Consider the following 15,509-nt stretch of genomic DNA (forward strand, 5'->3'; position numbering starts at 1 on the left):
GAGACTTCACATGAACTGTCTTCTCGTCATCGCCCATCACAATCCCCAAAGCTTTAACCATGCGATTCTTCATACAATCTCTGATGAATTAGCCTCTGCAGGCCATTCTGTTCAAATCCGAGATCTTTACCAATTAGATTTTGAAGCTAGATTCAAGCCGACACCTGGGTCTGTTCAAGAGGATGTTGGAGCAGAACAGGAGCATATTCTCTGGGCAGACGTCCTTGTCTATATCTACCCTACGTGGTGGGCTAGCATGCCTGCAATTCTAAAAGGTTATATTGAACGAGTTTTTGCTTATGGCTTTGCGTACAAATACGTTAACAATCAGATCGAGGGACAATTTGCCGACAAACAGGTCTTCCTGTTTACAACGCACAATAATACTGAAGCCGATTATGTGTGCTCAGGAATGCTCGCCAGTATGAGCCAAGTGGTGGACGACGGAGTATTCCGCTTCTGTGGGGTACATCATCTCACCCATACCTATCTGCCTCATATCCATGAGGTAGCGGATCATGAACGAAGCAAAATGTTAGAAGACGCCAAACAGCTGATTACTTCCAGGCTTTCGGAAGAATCAAAGCGAACTGAAGCAATTAGCACGTCTTGAGCACACCCAAACTAGCAAAAGCCACTGCAGCCCATAAGGCTGAGTGGCATTTTGACGTGAGCACAACGACTTCTCAATCTCAATCGCGAATTAAAAATCAAAGTTATCGGGATCTGGACCAAAGCGTTTGTTCTGGTTTAACGCAGAAATCTTCTCCATATCTTCAGCAGACAGTTCAAAATCAAACAGATTGGCATTCTCCATAATACGGCTTTCGGTAATGGATTTCGGAATGGTCACCACGCCGTTTTGCAAATCCCAGCGCAGCACGATTTGAGCTGGCGATTTGCCGTATTTATGCGCGAGCTCCTGCAATAGCGGTTGATCCAGATTTCCTTGCATGAGCGGGCTCCACGCCTCTAGTTGAATCTGGTTCTCTTTGCAGAAAGCAAGCAGCTCTTGTTGTGTAAGCAGAGGATGATATTCCACCTGATTCACCATCGGCTTAATCTGAGCATCAGTCAGCAGGTCCTGAAGGTGATGAACATGGAAGTTGCTTACGCCAATCGCGCGGACAGCTCCATCACGGTACAGCTTCTCCAACGCTCTCCACGTTTCTTTGTACTTTCCTTTAACCGGCCAATGGATGAGATACAGATCGATGTATTCCAGCCCCAACTTGCTGCGGCTCTCTTCAAATGCAGCCAAAGTGCTCTCATACCCTTGATCGGAATTCCAAACTTTTGTGGTGATAAACAATTCTTCACGGGGAACGCTTGCTTCTTTGAGGGCTTTGCCTACCCCTTCTTCGTTTTTATAAATAGCGGCAGTATCCACACTCCGATAGCCCGCCTGCAAGGCAGCTTTCACGGATTTTTCCACTTCATTGCCCTCGTTGACTCGCCATACGCCCAGGCCAAGCCAAGGCATTTTCACGCCGTTATGTAGAGTGGTTGCATCTTGAAGATGTGTAGTCACATGACATTCCTCCCGCCATCGTTTCGATTTTTTTATTACCACCCGAGTATACCACAATTTGGATATTGATACCTTCCATGGGTACAGTTCAGCCAGATCAAAAGTAAGCAGATCAGGCGAGAAAAAAAGCTGCTGATCTCCGATGATCAACAGCTTTTTAAGCAATCTATTTAATTTCAAAAGAGCTTTTCAGCGAAACAATCCGGTTAAATACCAAATGATCTTTGGTTGTCATCTTCGAATCGACATTGAAGTATCCGTGACGGAAGAATTGGAACTTGTCATGTGCTTGGGAGTCCTTCATATTCGGCTCCACAAAACCATTGAGGATCTCCAAGGAGTTTGGATTCACGTAATCCAAGAAGGTCTTGCCTTCTTCTTCTTCCTCATCAGTGATTAATGGCTCGTACAAGCGGAACTCTGCTGCCACCGCTTGGCTTGCCTCTACCCAATGGATGGTTCCTTTTACTTTACGTCCGGTAAAGCCGCTTCCACTCTTCGTCTCTGGGTCATAGGTGCAGTGCAGCTCCACTACATTGCCGTTCTCATCTTTAATGACCTCGTTGCACTTGATGAAGTAAGCATTCTTTAAGCGTACCTCATTTCCTGGGAAAAGTCGGAAATACTTACTTGGCGGATTCTCCATGAAATCATCCTGCTCAATGTAGATTTCACGGGAGAACGGAATTTGTCTATTGCCCATCTCCGGATTCTCAGGGTTAATCTCCGCATCCAGCATCTCCACTTGTCCCTCTGGATAGTTGGTGATAACCACTTTCAGCGGATTTAACACAGCCATAGTACGTGGAGCTTTCAGCTTCAAATCTTCACGGATAAAGTGCTCCAGCATTCTTTCGTCTACCGTGCTATTGCTTCTAGCGACACCAATTTCGCGGCAGAAATTACGGATAGATTCCGGTGTAAAACCACGTCTGCGCAAACCAGAAATGGTCGGCATGCGTGGGTCGTCCCATCCGTCCACATATTGTTCCTCTACCAATTGCTTCAGTTTGCGTTTACTCATGACTGTATTGGTCAAGTTCAGACGCGCAAACTCGTATTGATGAGGAGTCGATTCCATTTCGCACTCTTCAACCACCCAATCGTAGAGCGGACGTTGGTCTTCAAACTCCAGCGTACAGATGGAGTGAGTAACACCCTCAATCGCATCTTCCAATGGATGAGCAAAAGCGTACATCGGGTAGATGCACCATTTATCCCCTGTATTGTGATGGTGTGCGTGAGAGATACGGTAGATAATCGGGTCTCTTAGGTTGATGTTAGGTGATGACATATCGATTTTGGCGCGAAGGACTTTGGCTCCGTCCTCAAACTCGCCGCTGCGCATGCGCTCGAACAAATCGAGGTTTTCCTCAACAGAGCGATTGCGGTATGGGCTTTCTTTACCAGGCTCTGTTAATGTTCCGCGCGCCACTCTGATTTCTTCTTGAGTGGAGTCGTCTACGTATGCTTTTCCTTTTTTAATCAAGAGAACAGCTCGGTTGTACATCTCTTCAAAATAATTGGAGGCAAAAAACAAGCCGTCCCATTCAAATCCCAACCATTTCACGTCTTCCTTGATCGATTCCACGAATTCGATATCTTCTTTGAGCGGGTTGGTATCATCAAATCGCAAGTTGGTTTTTCCTTTGAATTCATCGGCCAATTCAAAGTTCAAACAAATAGATTTAGCATGTCCAATGTGCAAATATCCGTTCGGTTCTGGAGGAAAACGGGTGATGATATGATCAACCTTACCCGACTTCAAATCCTCGATCACGATATTTTTAATAAAGTTCGATGACGCTGATTTATTTTCCACTCTGATCAACCTTTCTATTAATAGGAAGCTGACATTTGTATCCGCTCCGGCCGACAGTACATCCTTCGTTACTGTCAAGCAATCATGTATTCAATAATAATGGTTACCTAGCGATAGTTCAACTTTATCCTCTAATGATAGCGATGTGATAGGGATAAAAGGAAGATGTCATTAAATTGTACTTAATCGCCGGGTCGTTCTCCATGATGCTTCTGCCTTCTTCCTCCTCGTCTACTTCGAGGATGACAATGCCAAAAGTGGATTCGTCCATAACCAGCGTTCGCCCTGCAAGCACAACCTTACCTTCCTGGCTTAACTGCTGCAAATACTGGAAATGATTATGAATAATCTGTTCATCTTCTTTGGTACACGTATTGTCGAGCAGTCGCTGACAGGGTTTCAATACGTAAATGAATTGTTGTTTCTGATTTTCCACCGGGAACACCTCAATTTCTAACTTTCCTATACCTATTGTGACTCGGCATCGTAGTTTCCTGCCTTCTATATGAATTATTTCTTTTTAGCATACGAAGAATACAAAAACCCACCCGCTATACTCTGCGGATGGGTTCTTCAGTATTCCTACTTCTATGAAAGACGTTCAATAATATTTCGAGCGATCCAGACACCTGCGGCTCCAGCTTGCGCCAATCCTCTTGTTACACCCGCGCCGTCTCCGCCACAGAATAAGCCCTTGATCTCTGTCTCGAACTGTTCGGTCAGTTTCGGACGAGCCGAGTAGAACTTCGCCTCTACTCCATAGAACAAGGTATGTTCTGAAGCGATACCCGGAGTTACTTTATCCAGCGCTTCGACCATCTCAATCAAGCTCTTCATCGTGTTGTAAGGCAATACCAGTCCAAGGTCGCCCGGAACCGCTTCTTTCAAGGTCGGCTCCAAGAATCCTTCTCGAATCCGCGCTTCGGTAGAACGTCTGCCTCGAAGAATATCGCCGTATTTTTGCACGATGACCCCGCCGTTTGACAGGTCGTTAGCGCGTTTGCAAATTTCACGCGCGTATTCATTCGGCTTATCGAATGGGTCCGTAAACTTATGGGAAACCAGCAAAGCAAAGTTCGTATTCGTCGAACCGAGTGCCGGGTCCTTGTACGAATGACCATTGGCCGCCATGACTCCGCTATGGTTCTCAACCACCACATGTCCCGATGGATTGCTGCAGAATGTACGTACCCGAGTTCCCACAGATGTGTTGTAGATAAACTTGCCTTCATACAAATGCTCGTTGATTTCGCGCATGACGACGTCAGAAGTCTCGACGCGCACACCGACATCCACTTGATTGTTGATCATCTTCAGTTTGCGTTTCTTGAGAATCTCGGTCAACCAGGCAGAACCGTCACGACCCGGAACAATGACCACGTGATCACTCAAGTATTCTTCTCCATTTTTCAAGACCACACCCTGCACGCGGTACCCGTCACTGCCTTTTTCTGTGAGAATATCTTGTACTTCTGTCTTGAACCGCAAGTCTATTCGGGTTTTGAGGTACTCGAAGATCGATTGGAGAATCTCAAGGTTCTGTTCTGTCCCCAAGTGACGGACTTGTGCGCGCAATAGCTTCAGGCCTGCGGCATAGCCTCGTTGTTCAATGCTTTTCACCGTTTCCGTAGTCGGGTCGGTTAATTGAGGAGTAGCCCCATGCTTGAGGTTGATCTCATCCACGTACTTAATTAAATCCAATACTCGCGATGGGGTGATATAATCGGTCATCCAACCGCCAAATTCCGTTGTGATGTTAAACTTTCCGTCGCTGTATGCGCCTGCCCCGCCGAATCCGCTTGTAATGGAGCATGCCGGTAGACAGCCTGCGTAATCCTTCTTGCCTGCAGGCGGTGGACATAATTGAATTTTTTCTTCCAGAATCGGACAGCGTCTGCTGTAGATATCGTGTCCCTTATCAATCAACAGCACTCTCGATTGCGGAGAGCGTAACGTCATTTCGTAACTTGCAAAAATCCCTGCTGGTCCTGCACCGACCACAATTACATCGTATTTATTCTTCATCGTATCCTCCTGAACAAGAATTTCTTGATGTCATGTTTCCATTTACCAAAAAAATAATTCCTAGACTAAATGGATATGAGAAATCCATATAAGATATCTCAACCCATTCGTAGCTAGGAATTTACGGTTCCTTGTAGAAACCCTCAAACCGTATCTTGAGGATATACGAACAGAACAATTATCTCTTAAATTTTTTAACAATTGTATGTTATAGCAGAATCACCAACGTGTCAATATTGTAAAATGTGTTATATTCGTGTTTAGTGTTCAGAAATTGAAAAATATGTTTATTTGTATGTTAAATTCAATCAATAAACGAACAATGTAATTTGTTTCACATGCACCTCTCCAAATGTTGCAATTCCCTATTTCCGAACATTATGCGACTTAAGATATTCTTTGTTCATCAATCGCCCATTTATCAATTTCCCAACAAAAAAAGTCCAAGGATTCCCCCCTTGGACTCTTCAACCTTCGTTCCGATTAAGCTTGTGACACAATTCTTCGTAATTCTCTTGCGTTGGCTATAGGATCTTCCGCTGAGCTGATGGCGGAAATAACCGAAATCCCGTCGGCCCCCGCTTCGATGACAGACCCAGAGTTTTCAGCCGTAATGCCTCCTATGCCGACAATAGGAAGCTGGATGCCTTGCTGCCGCAATGAGCGAATGATTTCAGGGCCTTGCGCTGCCTTGGCATCCTGCTTCGTTTGAGTTGCAAAGATCGGCCCCACGCCCAGGTAATCCGCTCCATGAGCAACGGCTCTTTGGGCTTCCTCCCAATTATGCGCGGATACCCCCAAAATTTTGTTTCTCATTTTGTGTCTCACTTCTTCAGCCGACTCATCGTCTTGACCCACGTGCACGCCATCCGCCTCTAGCGCCACAGCTAGATCCACATCATCATTGACGATAAACGGAATGCCTTTTTGCTTGCAAAGAACTTGCATTTTTCTGGCCAAACGAAACTTGGACGCGCCAGTAAGTGCACCGTTGCCCTTTTCACGAAACTGAAAAAGGGTAATCCCCCCTTCAATCGCTTCTTCGAGCACCTCAAGTGGATCCTTCGCGCAATTGTTGCTACCCATAATAAAATATAGCCTCAGCCACTCCGACAATTTTTCGTTTTGCATTGTTGGCAAATCATTCGACCCCCAGTTGTTGCGGTTTCCGTTGACGTAAATTGTACGCCCAGTGATTGGTTGGCCCATGTCCGCTGCCAATTCCCAGATGGTCTTCAATAGCAGCAGCTATGAATTGTTTGGCAACCGAAACGGAATCTGCCATCGAAAGTCCTTGAGCTAGCTGAGCAGTGATAGCGGCAGCAAAGGTACACCCTGTTCCATGCGTATGTCTCGTGATTACCCGGGGACTTGTAAAGGTAACAAACTCCTTGCCGTCATATAGCAAGTCCGTAACCATTTCTTCGTTTTCTGCATGGCCGCCTTTCATCACGACGTGCTCGACACCATATTCCAGCAGTTTGGATGCTGCACGTTTACGGTCCTCCAATGAACGAATCGTCATCCCGGTGAGAATCTCCGCTTCCGGAATGTTAGGTGTAACCACGCGGGCGAGAGGAAGCAGGAACTCCTGCATGGATTGGACAGCCTCCTGTTGCAACAACGGGGAACCTCCCTTGGCGACCATCACTGGATCGACCACAAGATTTCGCCACTTATAGTCAGCGATTCTTTGAGCAACCGCTTGAATAATCTCCCCGCTAAACAGCATGCCTGTCTTCACAGCATCCGGCTCCAGATCGTCACCGATCGCTACCAGCTGCTTTTCGACCGCTTCGACCGTCATCGGGTATACCGCGTGTACTCCTATCGTGTTTTGGGCCGTAATCGCCGTGATGGCGGACATCCCGAATACCCCTAGTTCCTGAAAGGTTTTGAGATCCGCCTGGATACCTGCTCCACCACCACTATCCGAGCCGGCTATCGTCAATGCTTTCACTACCTTCATCCATCATCTGCCCCTTCCCTTGGTCATTCAAGACAGTCTCGTTATAGACTTAGGAATCGTCCAGTTTTCAAGAATTATGACAATTGCGTAAAGGAAGCCAGCTTGCTTACCTCGTCCGCCGAAACTTTTGCCAATTGGTTAAGAAACTCGATTTGAAAGCTACCTGGTCCTTGCTCTCCTTGGTTGTACCAGGCGATCTGCGCAGCGACACCATAGCTGACAAGTGCAGCAACTGCCGCTTCCAGTTTATCCGACCCTACTGCCGCAAACGCACCAATCACTGCCGTCAGCAAACAACCTGTTCCTGTAACCTTGGTCAAAATAGGATGACCGTTATGTACCAAAAAGGTTCTTTCTCCATCTGTAATCACATCGTTTTTACCTGTAATGACGACAATGGACCGAAGTTGTTTGGCAGCTCTATGCGCAAGACTCACGACATCCCCGGAACCTTCCCCGGCATCTACACCTTTGATTGCCCACTTCTCGCCAATGACGTTAGCTACTTCGGCTGCATTCCCCCGCAATACCGTAACATTCACTTCACGCGTAATGGTTTGGGCCGTTTCTGTACGATAAGCGGTAGCACCCGCTCCAACCGGGTCAAAAATAACCGGTACACCCTGCTCATTAGCAGCCCGACCAGCAATCAGCATAGCTTCAATCTGCGCTTCATTTAAGGTTCCAATGTTGAGGACAAGCGCCCCAGCAATTCGGGCCATGTCTGACACTTCTTGCACAGCATTGGCCATGACAGGTGAAGCGCCCAGTGCCAACAATCCATTTGCGGTAAAGTTAGTCACGACCACATTCGTGATATTGTGAACCAATGGATTCACGTCCCGCACTTTCTCCAGCAGGTTGATAATCGTTTGTGTATTCATGGATAACCATTCCTCTCCATACCAACATGTTGGAACTACAATTTGGGAGATCGTTGAACCCTACGTCTTGCTTCACGCAAAAAAGCACTTTTGCGTAAGCAAAAGTGCAGCTCGTACCTCATAACACACTCCCTACGCTGGCATTACCCAACAGGTTCAAACGGTTAACGACGGATTAGTCGTACTCTCAGCCTGATTCCACAGACTCCCGATCCTATGTAGTTCACTTGACTAAAAGTCTACTCCGATCCCCAACCGAAAGCAATGGCTTCAAAAACTTTTCTCTTCCCTTATTAATCCCGCGAATATTTCCATCGCCTTGGTCTGAAAATTAGTAGCTTGCGTAAGCAACGAAAACTTGCGAATGATCGGAGTCCCCTTCAGTGGAAGCACCTGGATCGTTCCTAACTTCAGCTCTTTTTGGATCGCCCAGTTGGACACCAAGGTAATTCCTAGTCCCGCTTCAACTGATTCTTTAATGATTTGGGTACTACCGAATTCCATTACGTGCTCCACTGAAATCTGTAACTTGGCGAACATCCCCTCAGTCGCTTCTCGTGTTCCTGACCCGCGTTCTCGGACAATCCATGTCTCTCCAGCTAATTCGGACACATGAACCTCTGTCTGTCCAGCAAGTCGATGGTTCGCACTCGCGATAACCACCATCACATCATCCGCAATCGGTTCCATCATCATCTTCTGTGAAGGTAAGTCTCCTTCGACAACGCCAATATCAATCTGATGATTCGCAATCAGCTCTGCAATCTCAGTGGAATTCCCAATGCGGATAGTTGGTTGAATTAACGGATAACGGTCCCTCAAACGCGCAATGATATGTGGTAGAACGTACTCCCCATAAGTATAACTGGCCCCAATCGAAATAACGCCAGTCGCCGCATGTGTCATATCGTCTACCAGATACTGCATTCTGGAATACAGCGTGAGGATTTCTTTGGCATGGTGGTACACCACTTCACCCGCCTTGGTCAGACGGACGAATTTATTGCTTCTCTCCAGCAGCCTAGTACCCAACGTTCGCTCCAACTGCTGGATATAGTGACTAACGGCAGGCTGAGTCATATGTAAATCTTCCGCGGCTCTCGAGAAATTTTGCTTCTCCACCACACTCACAAACACCGACAATTGCTGATCCATGTTCATTCATCACCCTATCGCTGGAGACTATCCTTTAACTATATATATTTACTTATCGTGATGATCTATATGATTTATTTTATTTATCATCATACTTGCTTTATGCTAATTCTGCAAAGGTTACAGAAAGGAATGAACGATCATGAAAGACTCATTGCCTTTGGAGAATTCACAATCCCGCGCCAATCCTTCGGGAAGGGACAATGACAAACTCTTATGGCTGGGCGGCATTGCGTTTACGGGTCTCATCGCCTTGCTCGGTTATGGGATAGCTCAATTGCCGTGGTTAGACCATCTCGGACCGCTTGCTTTAGCTATTCTCTTGTCTGTTCTCTATCGCCAGATTTGGGGGTATCCTGAAAAGCTGCGCTCAGGTATTCAGTTCAGCTCGAAAAAACTCCTGCGATTAGCCATTGTGTTATATGGACTCAAATTAAATATCGCGGTCATTTTGCATCAAGGGATGGGGTTACTGGTTCGAGATTTGGGGACGATTGTTTTCTCGATTGTGCTCATGATGCTCCTTGCCAAATGGCTAAAAGCTGACCGTTCAATTTCACTTCTTCTTGGTGTAGGGACAGGTATTTGTGGAGCGGCTGCCATTGCCGCAATTTCTCCTATTATTCGATCACAGGAAGAAGATACGGCGATTAGTGTTGGTATTATTGCCTTTATTGGAACGATTTTTTCCGTCGGCTACACATTGCTTATGCCTTGGCTTCCGATCACAGCCAATCAATACGGGATCTGGACAGGAGTAAGTCTGCACGAGATCGCTCACGTTGCTCTCGCAGGCGCCCCAGCGGGTCAAGATGCTCTTGCCCTCGCTTTATTAGCCAAACTAGGGCGAGTTCTGTTGCTCATCCCTGTCAGTTTCCTCTTCATGTACTGGATCAAACGAACAGATAAAGGAAAGCAGCAAACTGGCGCCAAGCCTGAATTTCCTTGGTTCCTCATCGGCTTTATTCTCATGAGCGTATTGGGGAGCTGGATGCAAAGCAGCTCGATCGCCGTTTCTACAAGCCTGCTTAATACCATTTCCTCCGCCACTGTCTTTATTCTGTCGATGGCAATGGTCGGTCTGGGACTGAATGTAAGCTTCAAGGATCTGCGTACCAAAGCTCTTCGCCCTGTTATTGCCGTTACGATTACCTCTGTTCTTTTATCAACCCTTACTTATTTCACTTTGTAATAATAGTCTCACCTACAGCAAAAAAGGTTGCAAGGATATCCTCCTGCAACCTTTTCTCCTATCTATTTACACGGTTTGGTAAACCGTTTCCTTCACATATGCTTTAATCGCATCTCCGCTCTCAAGTGTAAGAACATGCTCGGCCAATTTTTTCAGCTGCTCACTGTTCAAATTCTTGATGATGCTACGCGCGCGAAGGACAGATGTTGCGCTCATGCTGAATTCATCCAAGCCCATTCCCAAAAGAATCGGAATCGCTGTCTCCTCACCTGCCATCTCCCCGCACATACCTACCCATTTGCCTTCTTGATGAGCTGCTTTGATCACTTGATTGATCAAACGCAGGACCGCCGGGTTGAATGGGTCGTACAGGTAAGATACTTGCGGATTCATGCGGTCTGCTGCCATTGTGTACTGGATCAAATCGTTTGTTCCAATACTGAAGAAAGCAACTTCCTTCGCCAACTGATCAGCAATCATCGCCGCCGCAGGAATCTCAATCATAATTCCGACTTCCAACTCTTTGTTGAAAGCGATACTTTTACTTTGCAGCTCGGCCTTTACTTCTTCGAGAACCGCATTCGCTCGACGAAGTTCAGAGAGAGTCGCAATCATTGGATACATAATTTTAATGTTACCGAACGCGCTTGCTCGAAGCAGCGCACGAAGTTGAGTTTTAAACAACTCCACACGATCCAGACAAAGACGGATGGCACGGTACCCCAGGAATGGATTGAGTTCCTTCGGCAATTCCAAATAGGGCAACTCCTTGTCCCCACCGATATCGAGTGTACGGATAATGACCGGACGTTCTCCCATTGTCTCCGTAACGGTTTTGTAAGACTGGAACTGCTCTTCCTCGTTAGGGAAATCCTCTCTACCCATATAAAGAAACTCGGTACGGAACAGCCCGATTCCCTCTGCGCCATTCTCCAATGCTTGCTTGGCGTCAGCAGGCTTCCCAATGTTGGCTACCAATTCCACATGATGTCCATCGCTTGTAACGGATGGTTCATGAACCAGCTTAGCCCATTCCGCTTTTTGTTCCAGATAGGTCTTCTGCTTCTGCGTATAGGTTTGAACAAGGTCGGCTTCCGGATTGATAAACACTTCACCAGTCAGTCCGTCAGCAACGATAAGATCCCCTGTTTTTACTTGTTTCGTAATATCAGAAAGACCTACGATTGCTGGAATTTCCATTGTTCTTGCCATAATCGCCGAGTGAGAAGTGCGTCCACCGATATCTGTAAGAAAGCCTTTAACCTTCTCACGATCGAGTTGCGCTGTGTCAGATGGAGTCAAATCATGCACCACCAGAACAATCGGTTCAGTGAAGCTGGTATCCATATGATCCACTACGCCAAGCAGTCGTTTGAGAACCCGCTGGCTCACGTCACGCAAATCGGCTGCTCGTTCACGCATGTACTCGTTATCCATGCTTTCAAACATCATGACAAAAAGATCGCGAACCTCGACAAGCGCAGCTTCCGCATTGATCTTGTCATCTTGAATTTTGCTCTCCATTGCCCCTACGAATTCCGGGTCGCTCAAGAACATTTGATGCGCTTCAAAGATTTGAGCTTCTTTTTCCCCAATCTCTTTGCGTGTTTTCTCTTTGATTAGCTCCAGTTCCTGCCCAGCCGCTTTCAAGCTTTCTTGTAGCCGCTCAATTTCTTTCGATAGTTGGTCAGCTGGAATGGATTGACGGGTAAAGTTCAGTTCATCGTCTTTTTTCACAACTGCACGACCAATTACGATCCCTGGTGCTGCAGCGATTCCTTTACACAGCATAAGTTCTCTCTCCTCGTTACTCGTGAACAGCCTCTAAAATTTTTGCTAATTCATCGAGTGCTTCTTGTTCGCGTTCTCCGCTGGTTTCAAGCGTAATTTCATCGCCTTTGGCAATAGCTAAGGACATGAGGCCCATGATGCTTTTTCCGTTTACGGTTTTGGTTCCTTTAATAATATGAATTTCACAAGGGAATCCGGTTGCCTTTTGTACGAACATACTAGCTGGTCGAGCGTGCAATCCGGATGGATTTTGAATCGTGACGGTTTTTTTTAGCATAATCTACATCTCCTTTAGTAATTAAAATCGAACAATCTTTCCACTCTTACTATACCCTTCTCATACACACACCATTAGTTTCTAAGTAAATTAGGTCCCAAAGCATTTTCAAGGTCAAAGCTTTCATGATTGCTTGGTGATGATGATTTCGGGCAAATAATTTCGAATCTTCTCGCGGGTACAAAATCCTTCAGATAACGCCGTAGCACTTCCCGCAGCAACCGCAAATCGGAAGACTTCTTCAATAGAGTAGTTCTGTGCGGTTGCATACAGGAATCCAGCGATCATAGAGTCACCGGCCCCGATAGAATTCACTGCTTTTTGTTTGGGAAATTCGGCTATGAATGCCTCTGATTGATTGACGTAAGCAGCTCCCTCACCCGCTAGTGAGACAATTACTTGTTGAGCGCCCATTTCAACCGCTTTACGAGCGCAGGAAATCGCTTCGCCCGGTGTCGAGATGGTTACGTCAAACACTTCCCCTAATTCATGGTGATTGGGCTTGATCAGGTAAGGGTGTTCCTGTAATCCAGCCAAGAGAGCTTCACCCTTGGCGTCGAGCAAAACCCTAACCCCTCTACCGCGAACCTGCTTCATGATGGTTTGGTAAATGTCGCCTGGTACACTGTCTGGAACACTGCCTGCAAGGACCAGCGTATCTTGTTCTCCCAGTTGCTTTACCTGCTCCATTAGCTGATCGAGTGCTTCAGCGGGGATATGTGGAGCAATCCCGCTCATATCTGTTTCCTTGAGCGCTTTGATCTTCAAATTGATTCTTGAATCTTGTTCAATTGGAATGAACTGATGATGAATGCCCACCGTCTCCAATTGACTTTGAATGTATTGACCGGTGAAGCCGCCAATGAATCCTAATGCTGTACTTTCCATCCCTAGAATGTGCAGGACGTGTGATACATTCAGGCCTTTTCCGCCAAAGACTTTCCATTCTTTTTGAACCTGGTAAATGGAGCCCTCCTGTAAGGCTGGGACCCACACATGATAATCAATCGATGGGTTCAACGTAACGGTGTAGATCATGTTCTCACCACCACTAACTTCGTCAATTGGCGATAAACCTTTTGTTCTTCATCATCCAAACGGTCGTCCGTAATAAGCTTGACATGATCCAAATCAATGATCTTGGCAAACGTAACTCTAGAAAATTTGTTGGAATCGCACAAAACATAAGTCTCATCAGAAGATTGACAAGCTAACTGTTTGATGTACGCTTCTTCCGGATCAGGGGTGGTAATTCCGTGGACGGTGTCTATCCCGTTACTGCCTAAGAAACACTTGTCAAAGCGAAACTGGCTGAGGTTTCGAATCGCTTCACAGCCGACCAGCGATAAAGTACCCGCTTTCAATTCTCCGCCAAGTAAAATGGTTTTGATTTGTCGGATCACGAGCTGCAAGGCAATGTCGACGCCATTCGTTACCACCAAAATGTTCTCAGGAAGATGCGCTAGCATGTGAAACGTTGTGGTTCCTCCATCAATAAAAACGGAATCCCCCTCGTTTACCAGACTGGCGGCGAACTTGCCAATAGCCATTTTCTCGGTTTCATGTTTGACTGCTTTTTCAATAAAGGTTTGTTCTTCAATTTTGCTTTGAATGGAAGCAGCCCCGCCATGAATGCGCTTTAACAAATGAAGTTCTTCCAGTTCGCTTAAATCACGTCGAATCGTTGACTCTGAAACACCCGTTGCTTCAACAATCTCGTGAATGCGAACTACGTCTTTCTCTTTTAACATTCCCAAAATCATTTGATGACGTTCAGGAGTAAGCATGCTTTTCTCTCCCTGTCTTGGGCCTTTCATTGACCTGACTTAATCGTACAGCAAAAAACAAGCAAAAACAATCACAAATAATCATATTCGATCACAAATAATCAAAAACAGCTAAAATCCTTCGTAAAATTGTCATACTTATAATCGTTCTTGCGCGAATTTGATCCATTCTCTGGCTGCAAATGACAGATATTTATCTTTCCGCCATATCAGAGACAACTCCCATCGAATCGAAGGTGTAAGCGAAACCGTTCGCAAATCCTCGTATTTCAACTCCCGGGTGATCGATTCTGGTAAAAATGCAATCCCCAGCTTCGCCAATACCATTTGGCAAATAAAATCCCATTGAGAGCTTTGATAGACAATATGGGGGTGAAATCCTGCCTTTTCGCAATGATCGAGGAGTAACTGCTGCAAGCTAAAGTCCTCGGGAAACATAATAAACCGCTCTTCCCTCAACTCCTCCAAGGAAACACTCTCCCTGTAAGCAAGTGGATGATTAGAGTGGACCGCAAGCACGATGAAGTTCCCCCCAAAACGAAACGATTCAAACTGCTGATGACATTCGGAAGACAAGACGACTCCGATATCTACTTCGCCCATCTCCACTAGACTTTCCACCTTCTTGGCTCCCATCTCCACCAGTTGCATCGTGATTGCCGGGTACTTCTCGTTGAACTCGCCCAGAATCTTGGGGAAACGACGCGCTCCTGCCATCGGTGGCAGTCCAATACTAATTTTCCCCCTTTTTATGTTCATCAAGTCGTCCAGTTCATCTAATAATAGATCTGTAGATTGAATAATTCTTTGGGCACGTTCCAGGACAACCTCACCTGCATCCGTCAATTCAATCTGCTTAAACGATCGGTCAATTAATGAGACACCTAGCTCTGTCTCAAGATCCTTCACCATTTTGCTGATTGACGGTTGAGATACATGCAGAGTTTCCGAAGCTTTGGTAAAGCTTTTTTGTTTCGCAACCTCTAAAAAATAACTCAAATGACGCAGATCCATCTCCACATTCTCCTCACCTATAGAAAAAAAGCATCCAAAGTATTCGAATTATATATTTTACC

Annotated in this window: 15 protein-coding genes and 1 riboswitch; of the genes, 2 read left to right on the plus strand and 13 right to left on the minus strand. The window is 46.1% G+C overall.

Features of this window, described 5'->3' with window-relative positions; all coding sequences use genetic code 11:
* The first annotated feature begins 10 nt into the window (after positions 1 to 10).
* On the plus strand, positions 11 to 613 hold the full coding sequence (locus ACQCN2_RS10620) for an NAD(P)H-dependent oxidoreductase (protein WP_426928882.1): 603 nt from the start codon (positions 11 to 13) through the stop codon (positions 611 to 613).
* A gap of 90 nt (positions 614 to 703) precedes the next feature.
* Here ACQCN2_RS10620 and ACQCN2_RS10625 read toward each other — a convergent pair whose 3' ends face one another.
* The 8 genes from ACQCN2_RS10625 to ACQCN2_RS10660 all read right to left on the minus strand — a co-directional run bounded on the left by ACQCN2_RS10625 (position 704) and on the right by ACQCN2_RS10660 (position 9,386).
* Positions 704 to 1,483, minus strand: coding sequence for an aldo/keto reductase (locus tag ACQCN2_RS10625; protein WP_426929049.1), 780 nt, complete (start codon positions 1,481 to 1,483; stop codon positions 704 to 706).
* A 214-nt stretch (positions 1,484 to 1,697) separates the two neighbouring features.
* Positions 1,698 to 3,362 carry a glutamine--tRNA ligase/YqeY domain fusion protein gene (locus tag ACQCN2_RS10630; RefSeq protein WP_426929050.1) on the minus strand — a complete coding sequence of 555 codons (1,665 nt, stop codon included), beginning with the start codon at positions 3,360 to 3,362 and terminating at the stop codon, positions 1,698 to 1,700.
* 115 nt (positions 3,363 to 3,477) lie between these two features.
* Entirely contained in the window at positions 3,478 to 3,789 is a 312-nt protein-coding gene (locus tag ACQCN2_RS10635; protein WP_426928883.1) for a YciI family protein, read from the minus strand.
* Positions 3,790 to 3,941: 152 nt separating this feature from the next.
* Positions 3,942 to 5,378, minus strand: coding sequence for an NAD(P)/FAD-dependent oxidoreductase (locus ACQCN2_RS10640; RefSeq protein WP_426928884.1), 1,437 nt, complete (start codon positions 5,376 to 5,378; stop codon positions 3,942 to 3,944).
* A gap of 90 nt (positions 5,379 to 5,468) precedes the next feature.
* Positions 5,469 to 5,567: riboswitch (purine riboswitch) on the minus strand.
* Positions 5,568 to 5,861: 294 nt separating this feature from the next.
* A complete protein-coding gene (thiE, locus tag ACQCN2_RS10645) occupies positions 5,862 to 6,518 on the minus strand; it encodes a thiamine phosphate synthase (protein WP_426928885.1) in 657 nt (218 codons plus the stop codon).
* Position 6,519: 1 nt separating this feature from the next.
* Complete coding sequence (gene thiD, locus ACQCN2_RS10650) at positions 6,520 to 7,347, minus strand: bifunctional hydroxymethylpyrimidine kinase/phosphomethylpyrimidine kinase (protein ID WP_426928886.1); 828 nt, start codon at positions 7,345 to 7,347, stop codon at positions 6,520 to 6,522.
* Positions 7,348 to 7,421: 74 nt separating this feature from the next.
* A complete protein-coding gene (thiM, locus tag ACQCN2_RS10655; RefSeq protein ID WP_426928887.1) occupies positions 7,422 to 8,231 on the minus strand; it encodes a hydroxyethylthiazole kinase in 810 nt (269 codons plus the stop codon).
* Positions 8,232 to 8,501: 270 nt separating this feature from the next.
* Positions 8,502 to 9,386, minus strand: a complete 885-nt coding sequence (locus ACQCN2_RS10660; protein WP_426928888.1) for a LysR family transcriptional regulator — start codon at positions 9,384 to 9,386, stop codon at positions 8,502 to 8,504.
* Between the two features lie 142 nt (positions 9,387 to 9,528).
* Between ACQCN2_RS10660 and ACQCN2_RS10665 the strand changes: the two genes are divergently transcribed.
* The gene (locus tag ACQCN2_RS10665) at positions 9,529 to 10,578 is read left to right on the plus strand and encodes a YeiH family protein (protein WP_426928889.1); all 1,050 of its coding nucleotides are present in this window, start codon (positions 9,529 to 9,531) and stop codon (positions 10,576 to 10,578) included.
* 66 nt (positions 10,579 to 10,644) lie between these two features.
* On the opposite strand, the gene ptsP is transcribed toward ACQCN2_RS10665, so the two are convergent.
* The 5 genes from ptsP to ACQCN2_RS10690 all read right to left on the minus strand — a co-directional run bounded on the left by ptsP (position 10,645) and on the right by ACQCN2_RS10690 (position 15,447).
* Complete coding sequence (gene ptsP, locus ACQCN2_RS10670) at positions 10,645 to 12,369, minus strand: phosphoenolpyruvate--protein phosphotransferase (protein ID WP_426928890.1); 1,725 nt, start codon at positions 12,367 to 12,369, stop codon at positions 10,645 to 10,647.
* Positions 12,370 to 12,385: 16 nt separating this feature from the next.
* The gene (locus ACQCN2_RS10675) at positions 12,386 to 12,646 is read right to left on the minus strand and encodes an HPr family phosphocarrier protein (RefSeq protein WP_426928891.1); all 261 of its coding nucleotides are present in this window, start codon (positions 12,644 to 12,646) and stop codon (positions 12,386 to 12,388) included.
* 123 nt (positions 12,647 to 12,769) lie between these two features.
* Complete coding sequence (gene pfkB, locus ACQCN2_RS10680) at positions 12,770 to 13,684, minus strand: 1-phosphofructokinase (RefSeq protein ID WP_426928892.1); 915 nt, start codon at positions 13,682 to 13,684, stop codon at positions 12,770 to 12,772.
* Positions 13,681 to 14,433, minus strand: coding sequence for a DeoR/GlpR family DNA-binding transcription regulator (locus ACQCN2_RS10685; protein WP_426928893.1), 753 nt, complete (start codon positions 14,431 to 14,433; stop codon positions 13,681 to 13,683). The genes pfkB and ACQCN2_RS10685 overlap by 4 nt, the downstream gene beginning before the upstream one ends.
* A 138-nt stretch (positions 14,434 to 14,571) precedes the next feature.
* The gene (locus ACQCN2_RS10690) at positions 14,572 to 15,447 is read right to left on the minus strand and encodes a LysR family transcriptional regulator (protein ID WP_426928894.1); all 876 of its coding nucleotides are present in this window, start codon (positions 15,445 to 15,447) and stop codon (positions 14,572 to 14,574) included.
* Between the last annotated feature and the right edge of the window lie 62 nt (positions 15,448 to 15,509).

It is taken from the genome of Brevibacillus ginsengisoli (assembly GCF_050113715.1).
Classification (GTDB): domain Bacteria; phylum Bacillota; class Bacilli; order Brevibacillales; family Brevibacillaceae; genus Brevibacillus_H; species Brevibacillus_H ginsengisoli.